The following is a 26,947-nucleotide window of genomic DNA, read 5'->3' on the forward strand; positions in this document are numbered from 1 at the left end:
TTTTCATATATCCTCCATGCTTATTTTGGGTTTGATGCGCGGGCTTTTTTCCACGAGTTTTCATAGCATTTTTTGCAGGGATTTTTTTCATATATCCTCCACTTGCATGCACATAGGGTGATACTCCCCTCTGATCCCTAGCACGGGAGCATTGCGAATCTGATGCACAAGAGAGATGGATGGGCTTGCTTCTTTGAGGCCAAAGCCCCTGCCTTTTAGGATTTCCTCATAGCTTTTGGTATGCAGATTTTCAAATCCATCGCTAAATTCGATTTCTTCATTTTCTACGAGGATGGAGCGATATGTGCGCATTTTTGGGTTGGGGAGGTATTTGGCATTGATGGAGAGGAACCAGTGGACATCTGCATGTTCTAGCTGCAGGTTGCCACTAGCAGTGTCAGGTGTCTGGACATGTACCTGCAGGGCTTTATTTGCTCCAAAAATATACTGGAGCATATCAAAAAAATGCACCCCGATATTTGTAGCGATCCCCCCACTTTTGTTGAGATCTCCCTTCCAAGAGGCAAAATACCAATTCCCCCGTGCAGTGATATAAGTGAGATTCACACTAAAGCGCTTTTTTGGGTTTTGCTGCAAGTTTTGCTCTATTGTATGTTTGAGCTTGATGATGCTGGGATGCAGGCGTAGTTGCAGGATGTTATAGACTTTTTTGTTTCCTTTTTTTTCGAGTTCTTGCAAGGCCTCTAGATTCCAGGGGTTGAGGACGAGGGGTTTTTCACAAATCGCATCGGCATTATTTTTGAGTGCATAGCGGATGTGACTATCATGAAGATAATTGGGTGAGCAAATGCTAATAAAATCTATGTTTATATTTTTGTTTTGGAGTTTATTGATATGGCGATCAAAGCGTTCAAATTCCGTGAAAAAATGTGTTTGTGGAAAAGTTGAGTCCAAAATTCCTACAGAATCTTTTGGGTCCAATGCACATAAAAGTGTATTTTGCGTATCTGCAATAGCGCGTAGATGACGTGGGGCGATATAGCCTGCCACACCAATGATGGCAAAATTTTTCATAAATACTCCTTTAACACTGATAAGATTTGCATGGCACAATCTCCATTGCCATAAAAATTCTCACCAAAATCCCCTGATGCTTGGCTTGCAATGTGAACAAAACTTTGCAGAATTTTGTGTGCGTTGTTCCCTGCTAGGACATTATAATGAGAGTCCACGAGCTCCATCCACTCGCTATTTTCTCGCAATACAATGCAGGGTTTTTGAAAGAAATACGATTCTTTTTGCAGCCCCCCGCTATCTGTGATGACTAGTTTTGAATGCCCCAGCACATAGAGCATCTCTAGATAGCTTAGTGGCTCGCAGAACAAAATCCCAGGGTAGTCTTTGGGGTGGATAAATCTCGCTGTACTTGGGTGGAGGGGCAAAAGCAGCGGCAGGGATTTGGCGATCTCACAGAGTGCGGCAAAAATCTCACTCAAAGCCTCTTTGGTGAGATTTTCTTGGCGGTGGATGGTGCAGAGCCCAAAGGATTTGGGCAGTGTGAGGTCTGGGGCCTTTGCATATTTTGCAAAAAGCAAGCTTGCATCTTTCATGATGTCTCCAACCTGATAGATTTTATATTGGGGTGCCATGATTCCTTCATTGTGCAAGTTGTTTACTGCGATTTGTGAGGGAGCAAAGAGCAGGCTTGAGAGGCGATCGGCTAGGACTCGGTTTTGCTCTTCTGGCATAGAGAGTTGGAAGCTGCGTAAGCCTGCTTCTACATGGATGAGTGGGATTTGTAGCTTGGCGCTGGCAAGTGCACCTGCAAGGCTAGAGGTCGTATCCCCAAAGACAAGCACAAAATCTGGCTGCTCAGATAATAGGATGGATTCTAGACTTTTGAGCATATCTGCGAGCATGCAAAGCTGCGTCTTGCCGCCGTGAGGGAGCTTGTAGGAAGGAGGGGAGAGCTTGAGTGTGTCAAAAAACACTGCACTCATCTTAGGATCATAATGCTGCCCTGTGTGGACTAGAATTTGTTTGATGGGGGAGTTGTTGAGTGCGAGTTGCAGGGGAGCGAGTTTGATGAATTGGGGTCTTGCTCCTACAATAATCAGGAGTTTTAGCATGTTTGTGATCTTTTGGCGTATTGTTTTTGATACGTAGCTTCAAAAGCATGAATCATGGTCTGCAGTTGGAAATTTTCTAGATAGCGTTTTTTTGCATTGCTGCTATAAAAATCATAGTTTTTCTCTATCTCTAGGATGGCTTTTGCGATGGCCTTGGGATCCTTTGGCTCTATTACTAGGCCTGTGCTTTGGTGTTGATTGATAAAATCACTGCCAGAAGGCTTAAGCTTGGTAGAGACACAGGGAAGCCCAAAACTTAGCGCTTCTACCAAAACAATGCCATAGGATTCCTGCAAAGAGGGCAGGACGAAATACTTTGATTTGGCATAAAATTCTAACAACTCCTCTTTTTTCTTTGGTCCCACCAAAAAGACGCGATGCTCTAGCTGCAGGCTTTGGATGAGGTTTTGTAGCTTGGCTTTGTAGCGCTCATCCCCACCCCCAGCGATATGGATCTCAAAATCCTCTGGCAAAAACTGCGCGCTTGCAATGAGGCTCTCAAAGCCCTTGATGGGCACAAGCCTGCCCACAGAGCAAATGATATTTTGATTTTTGGATGTGTCAATATCACTTTTTGGCATGTCCACACCGATAGGAATGGCGATGCATTTTTGTGCAAAATCGCGCAGATAGGGAGATTCGTTGATATATTTTTGGCTGGTTGTGATAATGAGATCTGAGCGCTTGAGGATGGCTTTTTGCAAAGGTGCAAAGGGGCCAAAGTAAAATCTATTTTTAAAAATATCGGAGTGATAATGCGTAAGGATGATTTTGTCACTAGGAGTGAGGAGAAGTGCGAGTACCGCGATGGGATCGGGGTAGTGCAGATGGATAATGTCATAGTTTTTGATGATTTCTCTCAATTTAAAAATCATTTGCGGGGTGATGGAAGTGGATGCAAGGATCCCAAGGCTGGCTGTGCGGAAAATCCTGCCACCATAGGGAGTGATGTTTTCTTGATAGGCTAGGGATTTGTTGGATACCAGACAATCACATAGGATGCCCCTTTTGTTCATTCCATCACAAATATCTTGCATGACAGTCTCAATCCCTCCCAAATGCGGAGGATAAAATTTACCAAGTTGCAGAATTTTCATCCAGGAAACTTTCTCTAAGATTTTTGCAATTTTAGCAGATTGATGCAAAATCCCTAGCCCTATTATTTGGCAAAATCTACATGATAGCCCACTTGGATTTTTGTGCAGGATGCCGCTCCTTCTTGGCTCTGCTTGGCTTCCTGAGAGTAGCCCCGCAAGAGCCCATAAAAAGCCTGCATCGGATTGAAATCTCAAATTTGTGATTTTCCTATGGGAGTCTTGAGGGTTTTTTTGAAGTTTTTGCAGCATTTTACTAGCGCGCCAAAATTTAAAATCTCGTGAATTTTTGTAAAAAATACAGCCTTGATAACCTTGATAATGTGTAAAAAGCACAAGGAAGGCATTCCAATAGCAAGCGCATAGCTTCTATCACGGTGCATGTAAAAATTCAAATTTGTGTAATTTTTGCGAAGTTTGGATGGTTTGGATTTAAAATTTGGGAAGATTTAGGAAGGACTCTAAAGGATTTTGGTAAAGCTTTAGTAAACATTATTAAATAAGAAAGGTTTATTATGCAACACAAAAATTATTTATCCAAAACACTCATCAATCTAACCCCATGTTCTTTAGAGAAGGGCAGTCAGTCTTTAGAAAATCATTCTTTAAAAAACAAGAATAGAGTCCAAGGAAGCTTCCTGTCTTTAGAAAGTGCCAAACATGTGCAGCATGCAGAGAAAATAAAAAGGGATGCGGTATTGAGGGAGAACACAAGAGGATTTTTCCCCTTCAAAACACTCACAAAAAATAAAATCTTTGGCAGTATGATCCTAGCAATGCTAGGCTCTCTTAGCCCATCTTTTGCAGACACTGCAAATGTCAATATTACGGATTCTGTTTATAAATTATGGGGTCGGAGTAGTCCTGCGAGCGGAAAATTTTTTGCTGGTAGCATGAATACATGGAGCAGTGCTGGTGCAAGCTTTTCTCAGAGTTATCTCAATGGGACACTAATCTTTGGCAATAGCGGAGAGGTTGCAAATACCAGTGGAGGAGGGATTTGGTTTGGAAGGGGAGGAGATGTAGGCTATATCACTGCAAGTTTCAATGCAAAAAATATTTATCTTACGAGCACACTAGGAGCAGGAAATAGCTGGAGGACTGGGGGTGGTGCAAGCCTTAATTTTAGTGCGACACAAAAAGCAAATCTACAAAGTTTGACACTTGAATTTTATAAAGCAGGCACACAGAATAGTAATTTCTCTGTCACTGCAAATGAAATTGAAGCAAACAATACAAGAATACAGGATAATTCTGGTGGAACCACTAGTTTTTCTGCAAATACTTACAATATACAAAATCTCAGCATTCAAAAATCTGGTGGAAAGGTTGTCTTTAACAATAAGACATCTGCTGCTGATAGTGGGAAGGGAAGTGTCGCACTCTCATCTCTAAGTATAGAGAATGGATATTTTATAGCCCCTAACCTCAAGGCAACACTTAGCATCAAATCTCTTAATGTCACAAATACCACATTCCAGACTAAAGACATCAATGCCTATGCACTCACCACAGGCAATAATGCAAGCTATACCCAAAGCAATGGCACCACCACCATCACAGGGGATTGGAATCTACCCACAAATGCAGGAACTACGCATAATTCTATTGCTATCAGCAATGTGGATAATTTTGTATCTACAGGTGGCATTGCAATACAAACCTGGGGTGCATATAGTGCGAGTTTTACAGTCAATAATGTAAAGAACCTCACACTAAATTCTGTTCATCTAGATGTCTTTACTGGTGGAGATACAGGAGTGAATACCTTTAATTTTAGTGGTGTGAGTGGAAAAGCCACTATTACCAATCTTGTTGCTACTGGTGGGGGTATCCATGTAAATAAAGATGTCAACATCACAAATCTCACCATCAGGACCGCGGATTTCAACCCTACAACAAACTTTTATGGAGAGGTTAAGGGTACTTTTATACCAAGTGATACCACCTACAACATCACCAATCTAGAAATCTTTGGAGGCTGGGGAGCAACCACAAAGGCTACAGCAAAATTCAATTCTGGCAAAAGCCTCACCATTGGAACTGCAAAGATCTCTAATTGGAGCACACTAGATGCAGCAGCGATTAATAATGTAAAAATCACTACCCTAGAATCCTCCTATGCCACAATCAAAGCAGGAGCAAATCTAGAAATTGACAATGCCACTTTTAGCAATAATCAGACTTTTCTAGATTCCAGTGGAAAGATTACGATTGGCAATATTACTTTCAACAATGGTGCAGAGCTCCAGATTAAAAGCGGACAAACCCTAGAGGCAAAAAATCTAGTCATGCACAATGGCACTCTGATAGCTCAAGCGGGATTTAACATTACTAGCAATCTCACGGGTGATACGACGATTAATAAGATCACATTGGATCGTTCCGCAATCTATGTAAATAATCTCACCACACAAGAGATTACGATTCAAAATAACGCACAGATTTGGCTGAAAAACAACCTTAATGGTGTTTACAAAAATAATGGAAATCTCAATATCGCAGATGGATCCAACCTTACTGTCCATGGAAATATGGAAAACATTGGCTCTTTGAACTTCACGCTAAATCCCAACAACACAGAGCTTATCAATGTCAGTGGGTATTTTCAATTCAACATGGATGCAGGAACCAAGAAGGAAAGCATTGCAAACACAGCGGCGAATGGAAAAAAAGAAGGGCAAACCATCGCTCAAGGCATTCCAGAGTCTAGAATCAATATCTACACAAGCACCCAAGATCTCATCACAGGGCAGACCTATATATTGATTCATGCTGGTGGAGGATTTCAATTCCTGCAAAACGGACAAGTCTACACCAGTCTCTCAGAAAACACAAAATACGGGGAGCTCAGCCAGGTTTTTGCGCAAAATATTTATTTTTATGATAACGCAAACAAAAATAAGCCCATGAGTGTGGATTTTGTCTCAAGCACGAATAATAATACCTTGAGTTTTTATGTCACACCACTTGCTGAGTATGTCGACATCATGCCTTTTATTAGACCTGGGACATGGCCATTGTTTGGTGGGAATGCGGTCTTTGGTGCTATGAGTGCTCCTGGGGGGCTGCGCAATGACTACACCCTGACCCTCAATCCGCAGATATCCACCCATCCCTACTCCAAGGGAAAGCCCATCATCTATTATCTGCAAAACTATGTCTATAACAATAGCGACAATCCCAATGCGGTTTTTACCGTTAATGCGATTGGCTCAAAGTTTGTCTTGGGTAAAAATCGTGAGACTGCAGGAAATACAGGGACCATCCGCATCGGAGATCAGTTGGCCCGATCTACCATGAAGGTCAATGCTGATGATATCTATCTTGGTGGAAATATTGTGCTAGGAGATGGCGCCCTTATTAGCGGCAATCTCATACTCAATGCAGCAAATAAAAACGGTCAGCTAGGTTTTATTGGATCTAATGACAACAATCAACAAGCTAATATCTGGATAAAAAATCACTCCAGCCTAACAGCTATAGGTAGTGAATTTAACTATCAGGGCACGATTCATCTCATAGGAAATGGGAATGATGGTACCAATGGTGCTAATGGCACTGTGAGTAATGAGGTCACGCTAAATCTCAATGGCATCACCGGCGGTGTGAATGGTAGCACGGGAAATGCCAAAAAAATCACTGTAGGAAATCAAGACTATGACATCTATATCCGCAGCCTTGTGGTGCGGAGCGCTAAAGGTGCCAATGGTGGGGGAATCTATGCCAAAAATTTCTACATCAATACCATGCAGGTAAATCCTGGGAACTACTCTCCCAATGATTTTATGACAAATATTGGAAATTCTACCATCAACACATTGGTATTTAATGGTGGCACGAGTGGTGTAGATAATGCAGTGCTAAATTTCAAGCAGGGTGGGAGTCTAAGTGTGGGCACATTGGAGCTCCAAAACTATGGAACACTCAATGCAAGCACGCTCTCAAAGCTTGATGTGAGTGGGTCACTAAGCTCCAATAATTCCACGATCATTTTTTCTAAAGGATCCCAGGAGATTAACATCAAAAATATCGTGAAATTTGTGAATTCCACCCTTTCGACTTCACATTTCTCCTCCTATGGGGTCACCATCACGCCAAATACCTCTGGGCTTAGCATCGGGCCAAATGCCTCTTTTTACCAATCCGCCAATAATGAAAGTGGCTATGCAACCATGGTGCTTCATGGCACTTATCAGGCCATTTCTAAATTAACTCCATTAATCAATAATTCCAATCTGACATTTACAAAGCTCACTAGCCTTACTGCAGGTACACTAGAAGCAAGCCCTGCAGGTGCCTATGGCAGTTCTATCAAATTAATCGATGTGCAAAAAGCTACCATCCAAAAAATCATCTTGAGTGCACCTAGTGCAATCACAAATTACCCAACATTTGATGCAAGAAGTAGCACAAATCTCAATCTCAATGTACGTGATATCCAATCTAATAGCGGCTATTTCTATGCGAATAATGGTGGCACTACAACCATCAGTGGCCAGGCGACTTTTAACAACTCTGTAGCATCTTTCACAAACCTAGACATCGCACAAAATGCTGCGCTAAACTATGATTCTCCTACAAAAATCACCATTGCTGGAAATTTCAACCTAAATGGTAGTCTAAACCTCAATCTAACAGGCAATAATCTCAATACCATCACCATCCAAGGCCAAACCAATATCTATCTCAATAATAAAAACCTTCCTGTTTTGAGTGTGCACAATATTGAACAGCTTAAAAATCTCAAGGTGGGCACAGAGTATATTTTGATTCATTCTATAGGGGGGATCAATTATCATTATAATGGCACTTCTGGCAACACACAGATGTATCAAGATCAAATGATTAAGGAATTTGGCTTTTATGGCAATTCCAATAAGCGCCTTGATTCTGTAAATGATGATGCGAAATTGGGTGGATTTTTTCTAGCAAAGATTATTCGAAACAATCGCATTGGCTTTAAGATCTCCACAGCGCCTACTAGCACCTTCAACCCTTTTAATCCTAACCAGATTGAATATTATTTCTTCAAAAAGGGTGGCCAAGACTGGATCTATGCACTAAGGAATATCAATCCCCAGCAAACTGAGAGACTCACCAAGCTCTATGATGCGATCTTAAAAACTCAAAGTTCCACAGCTGAGGCTAGTGCAGTCAAAGAATGGCTAAATGCGCTAGATTCTAGCAGCAATGTGACTATTGATAATTTTCAAGTCTTGATGATTGATAAACACAATCCTATCTGGGCCTGGGATGTGGTAAAGGAAAATAATCTGCAATACTTCCAAACTGTTGCTAAAAAGATTGACAATGCCATAGGCCAGCTAGGTTCAGTAAACAACAAAGCTAGCAGTGCAAACATCCTGCGTCTTGCTACAGATACCAATAGAGAAAGCCGCCTTGTACAGCTCTCTAGCACCAAGGCACCAGAGGATTTTGCTTCCATCACTGAGTCTCTCAAGCATACTCGTTTTGCTAGCAAAAATCTTGATCTTGCCTCCATCTATCGCCAAGAAATGCGTCAAAGACATAAGAATAATCTTTGGGGCAAGGCTGTTGGTGCAGCCAATTTCGTCAATGGTGGCAGTGGCACGCTTTATGGAATCAATGTAGGTTATGATCGCTATGTCAAAAATGCCATCATAGGTGGTTATGCTGCCTATGCATATAGTGATTATAGAGATCGTTTCGGAGGCTTTGTACAAAATCGTGCCAATAACTTTAACTTTGGTGCATATTCACGCATCTTTATTGAGCATGGAGAAATTGATATTAATGCTAGTACCACAGTGGGATGGAATAGGGGCTTTATCAATTCTAAAGAGCCTATTACCATGAGTCTCAATCAGAACTATCATTACAATAGCTACATAGAAAATGTGAATTTCACCTATGGCTATATTTTCTATCTCCAAGAAAAGAGCCTGGTTCTAAAGCCACTGGTGGGTATCTCGCAATATTTTGTGGCAAGCTCTAAGATCCAGGGCAAGGCAGATAATGCCTTCAATCAAGATCTAGCCATCCTAGCTAGTGCAGTCAATAAATTTGCCCTAGCATTTGATGCAGGATTAGAAATGCGAAAATACATGAGTGCTACTTCTTATTGGTATGCACATCTTGGAGTCTCTCAAGATATTTTTGTAATGTCAGGGGGTGGAAGAACCGTCACATTTGTAGGCAATGACACATTGCGCTTTTTCAATAACAGTCGAAGAAATCTGCGCTTTACTTTGCTTATTGGTGGTGAGATGAAGGTTTATAAACGCACCTTTGTCAACCTAGGTCTAGGATCTAAGGCTGGTGTGTTTTACAAAGACATAGGAGTCAGTGGCAATGTCGGGGTGAGATATGTATTTTAGGGATTTTTTAATCCCTTCCCTCTTTGTGGGGGAGATAGCGCCACAAATTTCAAAAGTAAAAACATCACTAATTTTAAAGATACTCATACCACGCACCTTGCATGAAAGACATGCTAGTTTGATGAAATGGTATGAAAAGCACGCTATCTTATTTTGCTCCATCAAACCCAGCCCCGCATAGATCCCGCTAATCCCTCACGCACTAGCCCCCAATATTTTTCACTGCAAAGATGAACAAAAATTAAGTGCCCAAGTACGACCCAAAAATATCCAGCGCAAGTTTTTTATTTTTTGAAGTTATCTGCTGCGTGCAAAAATTCTTCTATCCCTTTTTCTTTGAGCATTCTTGCAATGAGTAAAAATTCCCTTTCTGGGGGAGAGGATGTGTAGGATGGTTCTATGTGATTGGAGTTTTTTTCTGCTAGTGCTTGCGTGTCATTTCTTGGGGCAAAGTATTGCGTGTCAATGCCCTCACTATCTAGGATTTTGCATTTTTTCTCACATAGGATTTTTTGCGCGAGAAATTCGTCTCTGTCATCTTGGTTTAGGAACCATACTTCCCTTGCATGGCGCAGCGAAATTCTGTAAAGCCAGCAAACTAGTAGTTTGAGTGCTTTTCTTAGGGGATTGTTTGCTAGGAACGCATGGCCAAGTCCTGTGGTAATGGCAATATTTGGGATATCCTTGGCCGCAAGTGAGCCATAAATAATAGGCTTGATGGTGTAGTGAAAAATAAAATCTGGGTGATGTTTTTGGAAGATTTTTCTGAGGCAAAAATAGGTTTTGAGATCTTTGAGGGGATTTAGGCTATGGCTAGAGATGGGGAGATGCACGCTCTCAAAGCCCAGTGCATAAAATTTGTGTGTGTACTCATCCTTTGGTGCAATGATGAGGATTTTATATCCCATACTTTGCAATTCTTGCAATATTGCCAGGCGAAAATTATACATACCAAAGGCGCTATTGCACACAAATGCCAGAGTGCTTTTTTGCCCGCGGGGGGGGGGGGGCTAAAAAGTGTCTAATAGCATCTTTATAGGCTTGTTTGATAAAAGAAATTTCAAAGCGTTGTATTGCATAGACTCGGGATTGTTTGGCCATTTTCTGATAGCTTGTTAGAGGAAGTGCTAATAAATAGCGCATTGCAGATTCCAATGCGGAAGCATCTTGTGGGGGGATGAGGATGCCATTTTGAGCAAGTGTAAAATCTTTTTTTGGTAAAAATGGAGGCTTAAGACACTCCCTGCAGCCACTGACATTTGTGGTAATAATGGGCTTTTCCATACTCATAGCTTCAAGTAAAACACGTGGCACTCCTTCTTTGTAGTAGCTTGGCAAAACCACGCAAAAACTCCTAGCGATGAAGTCTCGTACATCGCTGCATTCACCCAGATAGGTAACATTGTGTTTTTGCAAAAATTCCTTTGTGATGGTGCTATTTTTTTGGAGCGGGCCAAGTAGGAGGAAGCCCAGAGTGGAGGTATTTTGTGGCACAGAAAATCCTTAAAATTTATGGATTATGGTAGCAAAAAACTGGGATTTTTTCTCAGAGGAAATGGGAAAAAGGAAGGATAGAAAGGGGGTGGGGTGGCTAGTGTGCAGGGTTATCTCAGGGATTTGAGTAAGAAATTTGTGAGGGGTTTTGGGAAATAGAGTTTGATGGTTTTTTTGAGCAGTGCAAAGAGATAGTAGAGATAGATTTTTGCGCGCATTGAGGGAGAATTTTGATTATAAAAAAGCGCGATATGCAAGGCTTCTTTGAGGCTTTTGTATCCATGCACATCGCTAGCACCACCGCTAGAAAAGGTGCTGATAACGCAGTCGCTGAAATAAAATTCATAACCTTGTTTATAGATTCTGTAAATGAGGTCATAATCTCCTGCTAGATGATAGCGCGTGTCATAAAGGATGTTTTTGTGTAGGGTGGTGGCAATGAAGCAGTTGGAATGGCCAAAATCATAAAAGAGTGTATAGAGATCCTCTAGATTGTGCGAGGTTTTTTTGAGGAAATGATGATTGTCATGGGAGATTTCTAGATCTCCATAAATGATGGGTGCATTTGTAGGGAGCTTGGCGATGGTTTCTAGGGTGTTTCTTTGGTGTAGTCTATCCCCGCAATTCACAAAATTGATGTAGTCTTTTTGGCTGAGCAAAACTCCCTTATTCATCGCATCAAAAATGCCCCCATCCCTCTGGCTTAGAAAGACAAAAGAAAAGCTAGGACACTCGCGATGCATGGCTTCATAATAATCACAGGGCTGCTTGAGATAATTGCGAATTTCGCTGTGGATTTCCCTGTAGACTTGGGGGGGGGGTGGTAGAATGGTGGGTGATGGTGGCATGCATTTCTAGGATTTCTAGGATTTTTTCTTTGGTGCCATCGGTGCTATTTCCATCAATGAGTATGTATTGGATATTTTTGTAAGTTTGGTGAATAACAGACTGCATGGTTTGGGCAATATGGGCCACATCATTATAGACCACAGTGATAATAGAAAAGCTTTTCATCCCATGCCCCCTGGTGTTTTAAAATCTGTGAAGTTTTTCAAATCCTAGCGCGTTTATGGCGCTCTTAGCTTAAGTGCGTTCAAATTCCCTCAATGCGCACTTTCTGCAGTGGTATGAGTATCTTTAAAATTAGTGATGTTTTTACTTTTGAAATTTGTGGCGCTATCTCCCCCACAAAGAGGGAAGGGATTAAAAAATCCCTAAAATACATATCTCACCCCGACATTGCCACTGACTCCTATGTCTTTGTAAAACACACCAGCCTTAGATCCTAGACCTAGGTTGACAAAGGTGCGTTTATAAACCTTCATCTCACCACCAATAAGCAAAGTAAAGCGCAGATTTCTTCGACTGTTATTGAAAAAGCGCAATGTGTCATTGCCTACAAATGTGACGGTTCTTCCACCCCCTGACATTACAAAAATATCTTGAGAGACTCCAAGATGTGCATACCAATAAGAAGTAGCACTCATGTATTTTCGCATTTCTAATCCTGCATCAAATGCTAGGGCAAATTTATTGACTGCACTAGCTAGGATGGCTAGATCTTGATTGAAGGCATTATCTGCCTTGCCCTGGATCTTAGAGCTTGCCACAAAATATTGCGAGATACCCACCAGTGGCTTTAGAACCAGGCTCTTTTCTTGGAGATAGAAAATATAGCCATAGGTGAAATTCACATTTTCTATGTAGCTATTGTAATGATAGTTCTGATTGAGACTCATGGTAATAGGCTCTTTAGAATTGATAAAGCCCCTATTCCATCCCACTGTGGTACTAGCATTAATATCAATTTCTCCATGCTCAATAAAGATGCGTGAATATGCACCAAAGTTAAAGTTATTGGCACGATTTTGTACAAGACCGCCAAAATAATCACTATATGCATAGGCAGCATAACCACCTATGATGGCATTTTTGACATAGCGATCATAACCTACATTGATTCCATAAAGCGTGCCACTGCCACCATTGACGAAATTGGCTGCACCAACAGCCTTGCCCCAAAGATTATTCTTATGTCTTTGACGCATTTCTTGGCGATAGATGGAGGCAAGATCAAGATTTTTGCTAGCAAAACGAGTATGCTTGAGAGACTCAGTGATGGAAGCAAAATCCTCTGGTGCCTTGGTGCTAGAGAGCTGTACAAGGCGGCTTTCTCTATTGGTATCTGTAGCAAGACGCAGGATGTTTGCACTGCTAGCTTTGTTGTTTACTGAACCTAGCTGGCCTATGGCATTGTCAATCTTTTTAGCAACAGTTTGGAAGTATTGCAGATTATTTTCCTTTACCACATCCCAGGCCCAGATAGGATTGTGTTTATCAATCATCAAGACTTGAAAATTATCAATAGTCACATTGCTGCTAGAATCTAGCGCATTTAGCCATTCTTTGACTGCACTAGCCTCAGCTGTGGAACTTTGAGTTTTTAAGATCGCATCATAGAGCTTGGTGAGTCTCTCAGTTTGCTGGGGATTGATATTCCTTAGTGCATAGATCCAGTCTTGGCCACCCTTTTTGAAGAAATAATATTCAATCTGGTTAGGATTAAAAGGGTTGAAGGTGCTAGTAGGCGCTGTGGAGATCTTAAAGCCAATGCGATTGTTTCGAATAATCTTTGCTAGAAAAAATCCACCCAATTTCGCATCATCATTTACAGAATCAAGGCGCTTATTGGAATTGCCATAAAAGCCAAATTCCTTAATCATTTGATCTTGATACATCTGTGTGTTGCCAGAAGTGCCATTATAATGATAATTGATCCCCCCTATAGAATGAATCAAAATATACTCTGTGCCCACCTTGAGATTTTTAAGCTGTTCAATATTGTGCACACTCAAAACAGGAAGGTTTTTATTATTGAGATAGATATTGGTTTGGCCTTGGATGGTGATGGTATTGAGATTATTGCCTGTTAGATTGAGGTTTAGACTACCATTTAGGTTGAAATTTCCAGCAATGGTGATTTTTGTAGGAGAATCATAGTTTAGCGCAGCATTTTGTGCGATGTCTAGGTTTGTGAAAGATGCTACAGAGTTGTTAAAAGTCGCCTGGCCACTGATGGTTGTAGTGCCACCATTATTCGCATAGAAATAGCCGCTATTAGATTGGATATCACGTACATTGAGATTGAGATTTGTGCTACTTCTTGCATCAAATGTTGGGTAATTTGTGATTGCACTAGGTGCACTCAAGATGATTTTTTGGATGGTAGCTTTTTGCACATCGATTAATTTGATAGAACTGCCATAGGCACCTGCAGGGCTTGCTTCTAGTGTACCTGCAGTAAGGCTAGTGAGCTTTGTAAATGTCAGATTGGAATTATTGATTAATGGAGTTAATTTAGAAATGGCCTGATAAGTGCCATGAAGCACCATGGTTGCATAGCCACTTTCATTATTGGCGGATTGATAGAACATTACAGGCTTAGTGCCATTGCTTGCAGCAGGCCCTGTGGTATTGAGCCCAACTGCAGAGAAATGCGTGGCAGAAAAGGTCGCATCTACTGCGCCAATGTTTTTGATGGTGAGCTCCATTCCTGAGGTATTGGTAGCGTTGAAGATTGGCAGGGCAGTATCACCACTTGAGTTATGTGTCAGCACGAGGTTGGCAATGGTTGCTTTTTGCACATTACTAAGGGTGATGGAGCTGCCATAGGTCCCAATGCTTCTAGCTTCTAGTGTATCTGCAGTAAGTTCACTTAGTTTAGAAAAAGCCAGCTTGGTATTGTTGATTAATGGGACGAGCTTAGAAATGGCTTGATAAGTGCCATGAAGCACCATACTCGCATAGCCATTTGTATCATTTGAAGATTGATAAAACATCGCAGGCTTAGTGCCATTGCTTGCAGCAGGCCCTGTGGTATTGAGCCCATATGCAGAGAAATGCGTGGTAGAAAAGACCGCATCCACTGCGCCAATGTTTTTGATGGTAAGCTGTATATTTGGACTTTTTGTTGCACTAAACACGGGATAGGTGGCATCGAGATTGGAGTTATGTGTCAGCACGAGGTTGGCAATGGTTGCTTGCTTGACTTCAACCAGAGTGATAGAACTGCCATAGAGCCCGATGCTGCGATCTCCTAGTGTGTCGGCTGTGAGGCTAGTGAGCTTAGTAAAAACCATATTGGAATTATTGATAATTGGCACAAGTTGGGAGGCCACTTTATAGCTTCCCTTGAGCACCATGGTTGCATAGCCTTGTGCATCATCTGTGGATTGGTAAAAAGAGGCATTTGGCCCGATGCTAAGCCCATAGGAGGAGAAATGTGAAGTCGAAAGGGTGGAATTCACAAATTTCACGATATTTTTGATGTTAATCTCCTGGGATCCTTTAGAAAAAATGATCGTGGAATTATTGGAGCTTAGTGACCCACTCACATCAAGCTTTGAGAGCGTGCTTGCATTGAGTGTTCCATAGTTTTGGAGCTCCAATGTGCCCACACTTAGACTCCCACCCTGCTTGAAATTTAGCACTGCATTATCTACACCACTCGTGCCACCATTAAATACCAATGTGTTGATGGTAGAATTTCCAATATTTGTCATAAAATCATTGGGAGAGTAGTTCCCAGGATTTACCTGCATGGTATTGATGTAGAAATTTTTGGCATAGATTCCCCCACCATTGGCACCTTTAGCGCTCCGCACCACAAGGCTGCGGATATAGATGTCATAGTTTTTCCCATTCATAGTGATTTTGCCAGTACTGCCGCCGGTGATGCCATTGAGATTTAGCTGGACTGTATCACTCACAGTGCCATTTCCTGTGAGGTAGATCGTGCCCTGATAGTTAAATTCACTACCTATAGCTGTTAGGCTGGAGTGATTTTTTATCCAGATATTAGCTTGTTGATTGTTGTCATTAGATCCAATAAAACCTAGCTGACCGTTTTTATTTGCTGCATTGAGTATGAGATTGCCGCTAATAAGGGCGCCATCTCCTAGCACAATATTTCCACCAAGATAGATATCATCAGCATTGACCTTCATGGTAGATCGGGCCAACTGATCTCCGATGCGGATGGTCCCTGTATTTCCTGCAGTCTCACGATTTTTACCCAAGACAAACTTTGAGCCAATCGCATTAACAGTAAAAACCGCATTAGGGTTGCCACTATTGTGATAGGTGTAGTTTTGTAGATAATAGATGACAGGCCTGCCTTTGGTAGCTGGTTGACTTGATACCTGTGGCTGTAGGGTCAGGGTGTAGTCTTTAGCCAGTCCTCCTGCGCCATTCATAATGCCAAAGACTGCGCGCCCATCTCCAAATGGCCATACCCCAGGTTTGATATAGGGAGTGATGTCTACATATTGGGCAAGTGTTGGGATATAAAAACTCAAGGTATTATTATTCGTGCTTGAGACAAAATCCACACTCATGGGCTTATTTTTGTTTGCGTTATCATAAAAATAAATATTTTGCGCAAAAACCTGGCTGAGCTCCCCGTATTTTGTGTTTTCTGAGAGACTGGTGTAGACTTGTCCGTTTTGCAGGAATTGAAATCCTCCACCAGCATGAATCAATATATAGGTCTGCCCTGTGATGAGATCTTGGGTGCTTGTGTAGATATTGATTCTAGATTTTGGAATCCCTACAGAAATCTTTTGCTGCTCCTCATGACCATTGGCCCCAATATTTGTAATCGTAAAATCTTTTTTTTGGCTTGAGGCATCCATGTTGAATTGAAAATACCCACTGACATTGATAAGCTCTGTGTTGTTGGGGTTTAGCGTGAAGTTCAAAGAGCCAATGTTTTCCATATTTCCATGGACAGTAAGGTTGGATCCATCTGAGATATTGAGGGTTCCTTCATTTTTATAAAGACCGCTGTTATTGTTTTTCAGCCAAATCTGTGCGTTATTTTGAATCGTAATCTCTTGTGTGGTGAGATTATTGGCATAGATTCTAGAATTATCAAAAGTGATTTTACTAATCGTCGTATCACCTGAGAGATTGCTATTGGGATTTCCTGCTTGAGCCACCAGAGCAGAGCCATTGTGCATGATGAGATTTTTTGCCTCTAGGGTTTGTCCGCTTTTAATCTGGAGCTCTGCGCCATTGTTGAAAGTAATATTGCCAATCGTAATCTTTCCACTGGAATCTAGAAAAGTCTGATTATTGCTAAAAGTGGCATTGTCAATTTCTAGATTTGCTCCTGCTTTGATTGTGGCATAGGAGGATTCTAGGGTAGTGATTTTTACATTATTAATCGCTGCTGCATCTAGTGTGCTCCAATTAGAGATCTTTGCAGTTCCAATGGTGAGGCTTTTGCCAGAATTGAATTTTGCTGTAGCCTTTGTGGTTGCTCCCCAGCCTCCAAAGATTTCTAGATTGGTGATGTTGTAGGTGGTATCTGCATTTTTGCCCCAAAAATTTGTCGTAGGATTAAAGTCTGTGGTTCTAATAATGAGATTTGTGATATCGACATTTTGATTGGTGGTGATATTTCCGCGGGTGGCCATGAGGGTGTTGATGCTAGCTTTTCCACTCACACCACTAAAATTAAAGGTATTCACTCCTGTATCTCCACCAGTAAAGACATCTAGATGAACAGAATTTAGTGTGAGGTTCTTTACATTATTGACTGTAAAACTCGCACTATATGCACCCCAGGTTTGTATTGCAATGCCACCTGTAGATACAAAATTATCCACATTGCTGATAGCAATAGAATTATGCGTAGTTCCTGCATTTGTGGGTAGATTCCAATCCCCTGTGATGGTGGTGGTGCCATTGCTTTGGGTATAGCTTGCATTATTGCCTGTGGTGAGTGCATAGGCATTGATGTCTTTAGTCTGGAATGTGGTATTTGTGACATTAAGAGATTTGATGCTAAGTGTTGCCTTGAGGTTAGGGGCTATAAAATATCCATTCTCTATACTTAGAGATGAGAGTGCGACACTTCCCTTCCCACTATCAGCAGCAGATGTCTTATTGTTAAAGACAACCTTTCCACCAGATTTTTGAATGCTGAGATTTTGTATATTGTAAGTATTTGCAGAAAAACTAGTGGTTCCACCAGAATTATCCTGTATTCTTGTATTGTTTGCTTCAATTTCATTTGCAGTGACAGAGAAATTACTATTCTGTGTGCCTGCTTTATAAAATTCAAGTGTCAAACTTTGTAGATTTGCTTTTTGTGTCGCACTAAAATTAAGGCTTGCACCACCCCCAGTCCTCCAGCTATTTCCTGCTCCTAGTGTGCTCGTAAGATAAATATTTTTTGCATTGAAACTTGCAGTGATATAGCCTACATCTCCTCCCCTTCCAAACCAAATCCCTCCTCCACTGGTATTTGCAACCTCTCCGCTATTGCCAAAGATTAGTGTCCCATTGAGATAACTCTGAGAAAAGCTTGCACCCCAAGTGCTCCATGTGGTTGTATTGCCAGCGATGAAAGGGCCAGCCCCGTAATTATTCACGTTCTGTAAACTCCAGATGGAATTGGTGATATTTTCTTTTGCAAAAGATGGGCTAAGAGAGCCTAGCATTGCTAGGATCATACTGCCAAAGATTTTATTTTTTGTGAGTGTTTTGGATAAATAATTTTTGTCTCTCATAATAAACTCTTTTTGTTTGTTAAAATTTATTCAATTTTTTTTAACTTTTCCCAAATATCGTTGAATTTCAAGAAATTTTGAAATGCCAGCACAAGCTAGCAAAATGCAAAATTTCAAGACCCTCCTTGATTTGTTGCTTACTTCTTTTCTCAAGTGCTTTTCTATCTTATAGCCCATAGCCCCGCTACTTCTTAAACATTGTAATTTTTTTAAAACACTTTTATCAATCCACCCACCTAGTCAAGATGGCTATGCCCCTCGTGGCAAAAATCTCAAGCATTTTGAGGATTAGTTGCCATATAGCCTTGGCAGCGGCCTTGCATTGGCCCCCTCTAGCGTCTTTCTGGGCACCTTCATGGGGCGGATTTCTTGATGTTCTAGAGACTGATCCTCGCGCGCGCTCCTCTTTCTAGAGCCACGACTGGATGCGAAATCCCCAAAGCTTATGCGCACACCAAAGCTAAAGACATAGTCGGTATTGAGATGGCTGAAAAATGTGCGATAAAAGTTCGCATAGAGCTTGATGAAATTATTCAGTGAGGCATTGGCGCTAAAAAAAATCTTCATCCTGTGGTCAGCGGGTGTGGCTATGGTGAAGTTGTTTTGCGTGTTGACATCGATAAAAGTAATATTCCCACCGGTGTTGTTATTGTAACCATAACCAATCCCAGCACGAAGATCTACATAATTATCCGCATCAAAGAAGCGCTTGCCCACTGCGAGATTGACATCCAGTGCCATGATGGAGGCACTAGCTTGCTTGCCCCCAAAATTTGCCTGTGTGATTTGATCTACGATGTTGATATATCCCCCAGATATGAAGCCGATGCCCGCATTCCCACTAGGCTCCAAAAACCAAGTATTGCCACGATCAAGATTAATCTTGCTGCCAAGCCTTGCCCCCATGAAAAAGAGATGATAGGATTTGACGAAATTTGCACCTGCAAGATTGTTTTTTGGTGTGAAGGAATTTCGTGAATAATTGTATTTCATTTTCAAATCAAGGTTGATGCTGGCTTTTTGGCTCATGGTGAGATCCGATTGCGCATAGGCACCTATGCCGAAATTATTGACAGTGCCATCAAAATCCGTATCTCTGTCTTTCATGCCTACATAATCCACCATCACGCCTACTAGCTGGCGCAGTGCCCCAAGATTGAGACCATAGTCATAACCCCCCTGCATGGCCTGAAAATTGTCCCGCGAGCTTTTGTAAGACTGCTTGCCTATGTAATAATTGGCCCAAAAATTATGGTGCGCCTTTGTTTGCACCAACTCGTCAATATGGTGATTGATGCTCTCAGATTGTATACGGAAGATCCGATACTGCAGTGTCATGAGGCGATAGATGGCATTTTGGACATTGTTATTTGGTGTCATCTTGGGGGGAACATTGGCATCGATCACCCATTTAAATCCATTGCCCTGTGGTTTTTTGATGATTTTGGCTGTGTAGTCATAGAGGCCAATTTTTGCAGGTAGCGCGTTGAATGTGAGATTTTGCCCCCCGTCCATGATCTCAGCCACTTTGATTTCTCCATTTCCTGGGGGTTTTACGCCAGGTTTTTCAAAGAGCTGGAGATAGAATGTGCCAGAGCTATTCTTATTGATTTTGACTAGGTCTGCTTGGAGGCCTGGGATGTCTACCATAGTGCGAAATACGCCATTATTTCCACTTAGGGTGTTGATTGTGATGGTTTGCATGGTGAAGGGCTTGTTGAATTGAGGTGTGGCAAGATCGATCATGGAAAGGCCATTATGGAAGCCCTGTGTCTGCAAAAAGGGATTATTGTTGGGATCGCCTTGGTTGCTGATAAAAAGATTGTTGATTACAGGATTCCCCTCTGTGACGATCCATTTTCCGCCATTATTAAGGCTTAGATTGAATTGCCCACTGGTATAGTCTTCTCGCCCCACCAAAAAAGAATCGGGATTATTGAGATACATATTGAGCACGGCATCCTGGCCATTGAGCTTGATATTTCCTTGGAGTTGGATAAGATTGACGGGATTGACTGCATTGCCGCCATTATAATTTACATCAATCACAGCTTTTTTTTGGCTGAGGTTGAAGATATAGCCACCAGAATTTTGTGCGACATTGCTGGCATTAATCATGACATTTCTATTAAAGATAAATTTCCCCGTTTGGTCATTCCCCTGCGGGTCGAGGATCCCACCAGGAGCGACATAGGGCGCGCTTAGAAATATTCCCTGTCCGATATTGCTCCCATTTGTAAAATTGATGGTGAGGTTGGAGTTGAAGGTTATGGTAGCATTATTATTTCCAGCAAAAAACATAGACCCACCATCTCCTGTAAGTTGTGTGGTGTTGATGGCAAAACTAAAGGCATTTTTGCCACTAAAGATTTGGTTTTGCTGATTGATGGCATCATAAATAAAGCCTCTTTGTGTATAGTTGCTCTGAGGAGCGAATGCCCCTGTGCCAAAGACAGTCACTTGCACGGTGGGGTAGATAATAATTTGATTGGAATGGGTTTGCAAAAAATTATTATCACCGGGTGCGCTGGCCTGCACGGTGATGATTTGGTTTGCATCTGTGATAGTGATGGAGTGTGCTAGAGGTGTGAAAATTAAGGGTGTGAAAAGAAAAAAAGAGAGATGGAATTTATTCTTTTGGGCAAATAAAGATCTGCAAATTTTTTTCAAAATCTTCCATCTCCAAAGCGAAGTGCATTTAGCCAAAATTCTATCCAATTAAGAGAAACCTTGTGGGAGGAGCCTTAAGAAAACCTTTCTCTGCTATAATTTTGGCTTATTTTTGCAATGTGAGGGTCTTATGAAAAAATACAATGTAGCAGTGGTTGGTGCCAGCGGCGCGGTAGGCGAAGAGATTTTCTGCGTTTTGCAGGAGCAAAAATTCCCAATTGCCAAAATCATCCCCCTAGCGAGTAAAAGAAGCAGCGGGGAAGAGATAAAAATCTTTGGCCAAAAGCACAGAATAAAAGAAACCACTCCTGAAATTTTTGCAAAAGAAGAGGTGGAGATTGCCTTTTTTTCCGCGGGTGGGGAGGTGAGTAAGGAGTATGCACCCCATGCAGTGGGCGCTGGTTGCCTTGTGATTGATAACACTAGTCATTTTCGCATGGACCCATCCATCCCGCTGGTGGTGCCAGGTGTGAATGATGAGGACATCGCGCAATGCAATGGCCCTGGCATCATCGCAAATCCCAATTGTTCCACCATCCAAATGGTCCAGGTGCTCGCCCCGCTACACAAAGCCTTTGGCATCAAGAGGGTGGATGTGAGCACCTATCAGGCCGTGAGTGGTGCAGGGAAAAGGGGCATGGAAGAGCTTGTGCATCAGATGCAAAAATTCTTTGCCTTTGAGCTTGAAGACGCAAGCCCTCAGGCCTTCCCGCATCGCATCGCACTCAATCTCATCCCCCAGATTGATAAATTCCTGCCTAATGACTTCACCAAAGAAGAGATGAAAATGATACAGGAGACTAACAAAATCCTGCATTCTCAGATTGCCATTAGCGCTACTTGCGTGCGAGTGCCAGTTTTGCGCAGTCATAGCGAATCTATCAGCATTACTTTTGAGCGAGAGGTCCCTGCCTTGGAAGCGCGTAAGATCCTAGAGCAGGCCAAATACATCAAGGTTTGTGATGCTCCAAAAGATCTCTTCTATCCCATGCCAATGAACGCCACAGACACCGATGAGACCTATGTGGGCAGGATTAGAAACGATCTCTATGATAGGAAAATCCTGCATCTGTGGTGCGTAGCAGACCAGCTGCGAGTGGGTGCGGCCACCAATGCCGTGCGCATCGCAGAGCTCTGGATCCAGAAAAACTAGAGTTTTTTGCTAGGGATTTTGCTAGCGGGGGCATTAGGGGCCATATATCCGCTGCGCTCTTTGTTTTCGCTTGTGCATGCACATCAAAGAGGTTTTATTCCCCTTAGGTCATTGAGAAAAATGTGTGAAGGCGCGCAGATTCACATGAGGTGTAGCGCAGGATTTAGCATAAGCTAAACGAGAAAAACAAGTAGCCTAGAGTTTTAGCTTTAGGAGTTCTTTTGGGACTTTGACTACGGTTTTGTGCACGCGCATCTGCTCCTCCAAACCCTCTAATGCCAGGCCGCCTGCGTGCACATCATCCTCAAAAAATATGGCCAAACTCCGAGGACTTAGCAGAATTTTTGAGAAATTCTCACAGGGTTCATAAAAGATGAGATCTCTTGCTTCATCAATTTTTTGGATGGTGAAATCCTCTTTATTTCCCAGTGCAAAAAATTCTTGCCCAAAGACCACCAGCTGAAAATCTACAAAGCGCAGATGCGTCTCATATACCGCGCAGTTCAAATCTTTGAGGCAATAGCTTTGCTCGATAGCAAACATCCCGTGTTGCAGCGGGATTTTTTCCTCTGCATTTTGGGAAAGAATGCGCTTGTGTATCGCGCTATTTGAGTCTATGGCGTCCAAGAGATAGGCGCAGAGACTTTGCATTGGTTCAGTTTTGTAAAAAAGATGTTTGAGGGAGGGAATTTTGCCAAGAAGTGCCATGATTTTTTGCCTTATATGATTTATTTTTTGTCGTTATAATCGCCGAATTGATTAAGCCAAGTTTTAAGGATTTTAATGATAGCAGAATTTTCCAATGTTGCGAATTTGCCCACAAAATTTGGCAAATTCAAAATCCAGAGCGTCAGGGAAAAAGTGCAAAATGGGAGCTTTGAGCACTGTGTTGTATTTAGTGAAAATCTAGGCGACATCCCGCTAGTGCGCGTGCATTCAGAATGTATGACTGGCGATGTGTTTGGCTCTTTGAAATGTGATTGTGGCAATGAATTGAATCTGGCCATGGAAAAGATTTCCCAAGATCCCATGGGTGGGATGCTGATTTATCTGCGCCAAGAGGGTAGGGGGATTGGGCTTTTGAACAAGATTAATGCTTATGCGCTGCAAGATCGAGGCTATGATACGTTGGAAGCCAATCGAGCTCTGGGATTAGAGGATGATGCACGCAATTATGATGTGGTGGGGGAGATTTTCCAGCATTTTGGGATCAAAAAACTGCGCCTACTTACTAACAATCCTGCAAAAATAAAGTCACTTAAAAAATTTGCAGAGATTGAGCGCAGCAGCATCATCATCCCAAGCAATTGCTACAATGAGCATTATCTCAAAGTCAAAAGAGATAAAATGGGGCATCTGCTCTAAGGAATGAAGATGCAGAAGATGATTGAATTTGCCCATGCCATAGAGCTTATTCAGCAGGAAGAAATCCCAGAGATGGGGAGTGAAAGGGTGAATTTTATCAGTAGCATAGATAGAGTGCTAAGTGAGGATATTTTTGCAAAAGAGAATCTCCCACAAGTCCCACTCTCTAGCATGGATGGCTATGCCTTTGCCTATGGTGATGCAGAGCTTTTGGGCTCAGTTGGCCTGCGAGTAATGGGGGATAATCCCGCTGGGAAGGAGATGCCCACCTGCCAAAAGGGATGTGCGATCAAGACATTCACTGGCTCAGTGATGCCCAAAAATACTGATACCATGATCCTGGTGGAGGATGTAGAATTTCGTGATGATAGGATTTTTTCGCGCGCTCACTCCAAGCTCCCCAAAAAGGGCCAATGGGTGCGGGATGTGGGTAGTAATTATCAAAAAGGCGAATTGCTCCTGCCAAAATCCAGCAAGATTACGCCCTATGAAATTGGCTTGTTAGCTGAGCTTAATTGTAATTTTGTTTCCGTGTATCAAAAGCCCCGCGTGGGTGTGCTTGTGAGTGGAAATGAGATCATTGAAGTGGGAGAAGAGCAAAAACATCCCGGGGAGGTGCGCAGCGTGAATAATCACCTATTGCGTGCCATGATAGAAAAAATGGGCGCGCAGGCCACCATCTACCAGACTCTGGGGGATGATTTTGTGGCATTAGAATCTTGCTTTATCCAGATGCTTAGGGAATGTGATTTGGTGCTCACTACAGGGGGCATGAGCAAGGGGGATTATGATTTTACCCAGGATGTGGTTTTGGAGCATTGCGAGGGGGTTTTTAAGGGAGTGAGGATGAAGCCTGGCAAGCCACTGCTCTTTGCTCGTGCGCATGGATCCAAAAAGCCTGTTTTAGGCCTGCCTGGCAATCCTAATGCTGTGGCAGTGACCTTCTATCTCTTTGGAAGAATGCTGCTTGCAAAGATGTTTGCTCAAAGATGTGAGCCTATTATCCTTAGGGCAGAATTGCAGGAGGATTTGATACGTACGGATGCTAGGCTAGAATTTCGTGCCTGCGCTCTGTCTGTCTGTGATGGGCGCTACTGCGTGTCTGGCCTTGCAAAGGCAAATTTTAGCGCACTTATCAATAATCTCTGTGGCAATCGCGCGTTGGTAATCTTGGAAGAAAATGGAAGTGATCTTAAAAAGGGTAGCCAAGTGCCCATCATCTTGTTCAAGGAGTTTTCATGATAAAAGTAGAATTCTTGGGCCCCATCGGACTTCCACCGCAGGATTTTGATGTCAAGGATTTCCACTCACTCAAAAAAGAATTACAAAAAATCCCCGAGCTTGAGCCTTGGCTTGCAACCTGTGCTGTTGCATGCAATGATGAATTGCTTACTTCATTGGATGTGGAATTTTGCGATGGTGATAGGATTGTGCTTTTGCCCCCAGTTTGTGGTGGTTAAAAAATGCTAGAAATTTATCAAAATGCTCTATGCACTGCTAAGCTCTATGAAAAATATGAGAGCCTTGCTAGGGAAAAAAATCTCGGAGCCTGCTGCGTGTTTTGTGGGATCGTGCGCGATGAGGGTGGGATAGAGGGCCTAAGCTTTGATATTTATCTGCCTCTTTTGCAGAGTTGGTTTGAGAGATGGCAATCTCGTTTGCAAAAGAATGGTGCTACTCTTTGCATGGCGCATTCTGTGGGAGATGTTGGGATTGGGGAGAGTTCTTTTATGTGTGCGATTCTCTCTTCTCAGAGAAAGGTTGCTCTAGGTGCTTATGAGGAATTTATTGAGGATTTCAAGCAAAATGCGCCCATTTGGAAATATGATCTCATTAACAAAAAGCGCATCTATGCCAAGGAGCGATCTCATGCGCTGCCCCAAAGCGGGCTGCTTGCATGATGATTTTGACGTATTTGCAAAGAGTCTTAAAAGAGATTTTTTAGAGGAGTTAGGATGGAAGGGATAAAAATTGGCATTGTTACAGCCAGCGATCGGGCTTTTGATGGGATTTATGAGGATATTTCTGGCAAGGCGATAGAGCAAGTGCTAAGATCTTATATTTTGAACCCCTGTGAGTTTTTTTATCATCTCATCAAAGATGAGCAGAGCCTGATTGAAGCAGCATTGAGAGAGCTTGTGGAGCAAAAATGCGATCTCATTGTGACCACCGGTGGCACGGGCCCTGCACCCAGAGATGTGACACCTGAGGCTACGCAGAATGTCTGCGAGAAGATGCTGCCAGGTTTTGGCGAGCTCATGCGTCAAAATAGCCTGCAATACGTGCCCACAGCCATCCTCTCTAGACAGAGTGCGGGGATCTGTCAAAATAGCCTCATCATCAATCTCCCTGGCAAGCCAAAGAGTATACAAGAATGTCTTGAAGCGGTCTTTCCTGCAATTCCTTATTGCATCGATCTTATCGGCGGGAGATACATCCATGCCAATGAGGCAAATATCACTGCATTTCGTCCCAAAAAATAGCCAAGGAATCTCATGCAGCTTACGCATATCAATGAGAAAAATCAACCCAAAATGGTGGATGTAGGACAGAAGGAAGAGAGCATGCGCATCGCGCTGGCAAGCGGTAGAATCCACATGAGCAAGGAAGCCTATGATGCGATCTTGGCTCAAAGAGTCAAAAAAGGTGCGGTGCTGCAAACTGCGGTGGTTGCAGCAATCATGGGAGCCAAAAAAACCAGTGACATCATCCCAATGTGCCATCCTTTGTGCCTTAGTGCAGTAGATATTGAGATCACCCAGGATGATGAGACGCATACTTTTGTACTCACAGCGTGTGTAAAAACCCAGGGAAAAACTGGAGTGGAAATGGAGGCGCTGAGTGCTGTGAGTATCGGGCTGCTAACAATCTATGACATGGTCAAAGCTATTGACAAATCCATGGTGATTTCTCAAATCCGATTAGAAGAAAAACGCGGCGGGAAAAGCGGAGATTTTCACCGCTTATAATCCTAGTTATGGGATTTTGTCGTAGTTTTTGGTTTTTTGGAGTGGTGCTAAGCGTGTTTATCCCAAGTGCTGGGGTAATAACAAAGCTGACAAGGTGATGCTCCTTCAAACTCCTAGAATTTTTCACAACCCCAAAGACTCAGTGGTGCTTTTTCTCCTGCCAAAATCCCCAG

At 42.4% G+C, this 26,947-nt stretch carries 18 protein-coding genes; 8 read left to right on the forward strand and 10 right to left on the reverse strand.

The window, feature by feature from the left end; translation table 11 throughout:
* Positions 1 to 87: 87 nt before the first annotated feature.
* Genes DQN48_RS03590 through DQN48_RS03600 form a run of 3 tightly spaced genes read right to left on the reverse strand, consistent with a single transcriptional unit; the run spans position 88 to position 3,187 of the window.
* Entirely contained in the window at positions 88 to 1,035 is a 948-nt protein-coding gene (locus tag DQN48_RS03590; protein ID WP_013023004.1) for a Gfo/Idh/MocA family protein, read from the reverse strand.
* The gene (wecB, locus tag DQN48_RS03595; protein ID WP_013023005.1) at positions 1,032 to 2,090 is read right to left on the reverse strand and encodes a non-hydrolyzing UDP-N-acetylglucosamine 2-epimerase; all 1,059 of its coding nucleotides are present in this window, start codon (positions 2,088 to 2,090) and stop codon (positions 1,032 to 1,034) included. The genes DQN48_RS03590 and wecB overlap by 4 nt, the downstream gene beginning before the upstream one ends.
* Positions 2,084 to 3,187 (reverse strand): glycosyltransferase, encoded by a 1,104-nt coding sequence (locus DQN48_RS03600; protein WP_041913309.1) that lies wholly within the window; start codon positions 3,185 to 3,187, stop codon positions 2,084 to 2,086. Before DQN48_RS03600 ends, wecB begins: the two co-directional genes overlap by 7 nt.
* Before the next feature lie 512 nt (positions 3,188 to 3,699).
* Here DQN48_RS03600 and DQN48_RS03605 point away from each other — a divergent pair.
* Positions 3,700 to 9,546 carry a vacuolating cytotoxin domain-containing protein gene (locus DQN48_RS03605; protein ID WP_013023009.1) on the forward strand — a complete coding sequence of 1,949 codons (5,847 nt, stop codon included), beginning with the start codon at positions 3,700 to 3,702 and terminating at the stop codon, positions 9,544 to 9,546.
* Between the two features lie 284 nt (positions 9,547 to 9,830).
* On the opposite strand, the gene DQN48_RS03615 is transcribed toward DQN48_RS03605, so the two are convergent.
* The 6 genes from DQN48_RS03615 to DQN48_RS03645 all read right to left on the reverse strand — a co-directional run bounded on the left by DQN48_RS03615 (position 9,831) and on the right by DQN48_RS03645 (position 21,287).
* The gene (locus DQN48_RS03615; protein WP_081441285.1) at positions 9,831 to 10,496 is read right to left on the reverse strand and encodes a glycosyltransferase; all 666 of its coding nucleotides are present in this window, start codon (positions 10,494 to 10,496) and stop codon (positions 9,831 to 9,833) included.
* A gap of 10 nt (positions 10,497 to 10,506) precedes the next feature.
* Positions 10,507 to 11,040: a glycosyltransferase gene (locus DQN48_RS03620; protein WP_111713504.1), complete on the reverse strand. Its 534-nt coding sequence runs from the start codon at positions 11,038 to 11,040 to the stop codon at positions 10,507 to 10,509.
* A 110-nt stretch (positions 11,041 to 11,150) separates the two neighbouring features.
* A complete protein-coding gene (locus DQN48_RS03625) occupies positions 11,151 to 11,714 on the reverse strand; it encodes a glycosyltransferase family protein (protein WP_231902626.1) in 564 nt (187 codons plus the stop codon).
* An 82-nt stretch (positions 11,715 to 11,796) separates the two neighbouring features.
* Positions 11,797 to 12,054, reverse strand: a complete 258-nt coding sequence (locus DQN48_RS03630) for a glycosyltransferase (protein ID WP_041913113.1) — start codon at positions 12,052 to 12,054, stop codon at positions 11,797 to 11,799.
* 200 nt (positions 12,055 to 12,254) lie between these two features.
* Entirely contained in the window at positions 12,255 to 18,617 is a 6,363-nt protein-coding gene (locus DQN48_RS07810; RefSeq protein WP_013023010.1) for a vacuolating cytotoxin domain-containing protein, read from the reverse strand.
* A 288-nt stretch (positions 18,618 to 18,905) separates the two neighbouring features.
* The gene (locus DQN48_RS03645) at positions 18,906 to 21,287 is read right to left on the reverse strand and encodes a pertactin-like passenger domain-containing protein (RefSeq protein WP_041913114.1); all 2,382 of its coding nucleotides are present in this window, start codon (positions 21,285 to 21,287) and stop codon (positions 18,906 to 18,908) included.
* 130 nt (positions 21,288 to 21,417) lie between these two features.
* Here DQN48_RS03645 and DQN48_RS03650 point away from each other — a divergent pair, with 130 nt between their 5' ends.
* Positions 21,418 to 22,440: an aspartate-semialdehyde dehydrogenase gene (locus DQN48_RS03650; protein ID WP_013023012.1), complete on the forward strand. Its 1,023-nt coding sequence runs from the start codon at positions 21,418 to 21,420 to the stop codon at positions 22,438 to 22,440.
* A 195-nt stretch (positions 22,441 to 22,635) separates the two neighbouring features.
* Here the strand turns inward: DQN48_RS03650 and DQN48_RS03655 are convergent, their stop codons facing one another.
* Positions 22,636 to 23,091 (reverse strand): YhcH/YjgK/YiaL family protein, encoded by a 456-nt coding sequence (locus tag DQN48_RS03655; protein WP_231902627.1) that lies wholly within the window; start codon positions 23,089 to 23,091, stop codon positions 22,636 to 22,638.
* A gap of 132 nt (positions 23,092 to 23,223) precedes the next feature.
* On the opposite strand from DQN48_RS03655, the gene ribA reads away from it, so the two are divergent.
* The 6 genes from ribA to moaC are packed head-to-tail and all read left to right on the forward strand — an operon-like array spanning position 23,224 to position 26,774.
* Positions 23,224 to 23,805, forward strand: coding sequence for a GTP cyclohydrolase II (ribA, locus tag DQN48_RS03660; protein WP_013023014.1), 582 nt, complete (start codon positions 23,224 to 23,226; stop codon positions 23,803 to 23,805).
* Between the two features lie 9 nt (positions 23,806 to 23,814).
* Positions 23,815 to 25,047: a molybdopterin molybdotransferase MoeA gene (locus tag DQN48_RS03665; RefSeq protein WP_013023015.1), complete on the forward strand. Its 1,233-nt coding sequence runs from the start codon at positions 23,815 to 23,817 to the stop codon at positions 25,045 to 25,047.
* Positions 25,044 to 25,265: a MoaD/ThiS family protein gene (locus tag DQN48_RS03670; RefSeq protein WP_013023016.1), complete on the forward strand. Its 222-nt coding sequence runs from the start codon at positions 25,044 to 25,046 to the stop codon at positions 25,263 to 25,265. The genes DQN48_RS03665 and DQN48_RS03670 overlap by 4 nt, the downstream gene beginning before the upstream one ends.
* 3 nt (positions 25,266 to 25,268) lie before the next feature.
* Positions 25,269 to 25,706 carry a molybdopterin synthase catalytic subunit gene (locus DQN48_RS03675; RefSeq protein WP_013023017.1) on the forward strand — a complete coding sequence of 146 codons (438 nt, stop codon included), beginning with the start codon at positions 25,269 to 25,271 and terminating at the stop codon, positions 25,704 to 25,706.
* A 54-nt stretch (positions 25,707 to 25,760) separates the two neighbouring features.
* On the forward strand, positions 25,761 to 26,288 hold the full coding sequence (gene mog / locus DQN48_RS03680; RefSeq protein ID WP_013023018.1) for a molybdopterin adenylyltransferase: 528 nt from the start codon (positions 25,761 to 25,763) through the stop codon (positions 26,286 to 26,288).
* A gap of 12 nt (positions 26,289 to 26,300) precedes the next feature.
* Positions 26,301 to 26,774, forward strand: coding sequence for a cyclic pyranopterin monophosphate synthase MoaC (gene moaC / locus DQN48_RS03685; RefSeq protein WP_013023019.1), 474 nt, complete (start codon positions 26,301 to 26,303; stop codon positions 26,772 to 26,774).
* Positions 26,775 to 26,947: the final 173 nt, after the last annotated feature.

Source organism: Helicobacter mustelae, from assembly GCF_900476215.1.
Taxonomy (GTDB): Bacteria; Campylobacterota; Campylobacteria; order Campylobacterales; family Helicobacteraceae; genus Helicobacter_H; species Helicobacter_H mustelae.

Bases quoted from the DNA above. Each gene is read 5' to 3' on its own strand.
- ribA (WP_013023014.1), top strand. From the start codon at position 23,224: ATGATAGCAGAATTTTCCAATGTTGCGAATTTGCCCACAAAATTTGGC.
- mog (WP_013023018.1), top strand. From the start codon at position 25,761: ATGGAAGGGATAAAAATTGGCATTGTTACAGCCAGCGATCGGGCTTTT.
- moaC (WP_013023019.1), top strand. From the start codon at position 26,301: ATGCAGCTTACGCATATCAATGAGAAAAATCAACCCAAAATGGTGGAT.
- DQN48_RS03675 (WP_013023017.1), top strand. From the start codon at position 25,269: ATGCTAGAAATTTATCAAAATGCTCTATGCACTGCTAAGCTCTATGAA.
- DQN48_RS03625 (WP_231902626.1), bottom strand. From the start codon at position 11,714: ATGAATAAGGGAGTTTTGCTCAGCCAAAAAGACTACATCAATTTTGTG.
- DQN48_RS03670 (WP_013023016.1), top strand. From the start codon at position 25,044: ATGATAAAAGTAGAATTCTTGGGCCCCATCGGACTTCCACCGCAGGAT.
- DQN48_RS03630 (WP_041913113.1), bottom strand. From the start codon at position 12,054: ATGAAAAGCTTTTCTATTATCACTGTGGTCTATAATGATGTGGCCCAT.
- DQN48_RS03590 (WP_013023004.1), bottom strand. From the start codon at position 1,035: ATGAAAAATTTTGCCATCATTGGTGTGGCAGGCTATATCGCCCCACGT.
- DQN48_RS03655 (WP_231902627.1), bottom strand. From the start codon at position 23,091: ATGCAAAGTCTCTGCGCCTATCTCTTGGACGCCATAGACTCAAATAGC.
- DQN48_RS07810 (WP_013023010.1), bottom strand. From the start codon at position 18,617: ATGAGAGACAAAAATTATTTATCCAAAACACTCACAAAAAATAAAATC.
- DQN48_RS03605 (WP_013023009.1), top strand. From the start codon at position 3,700: ATGCAACACAAAAATTATTTATCCAAAACACTCATCAATCTAACCCCA.
- DQN48_RS03615 (WP_081441285.1), bottom strand. From the start codon at position 10,496: ATGTATAATTTTCGCCTGGCAATATTGCAAGAATTGCAAAGTATGGGA.
- DQN48_RS03650 (WP_013023012.1), top strand. From the start codon at position 21,418: ATGAAAAAATACAATGTAGCAGTGGTTGGTGCCAGCGGCGCGGTAGGC.
- wecB (WP_013023005.1), bottom strand. From the start codon at position 2,090: ATGCTAAAACTCCTGATTATTGTAGGAGCAAGACCCCAATTCATCAAA.
- DQN48_RS03600 (WP_041913309.1), bottom strand. From the start codon at position 3,187: ATGAAAATTCTGCAACTTGGTAAATTTTATCCTCCGCATTTGGGAGGG.
- DQN48_RS03665 (WP_013023015.1), top strand. From the start codon at position 23,815: ATGCAGAAGATGATTGAATTTGCCCATGCCATAGAGCTTATTCAGCAG.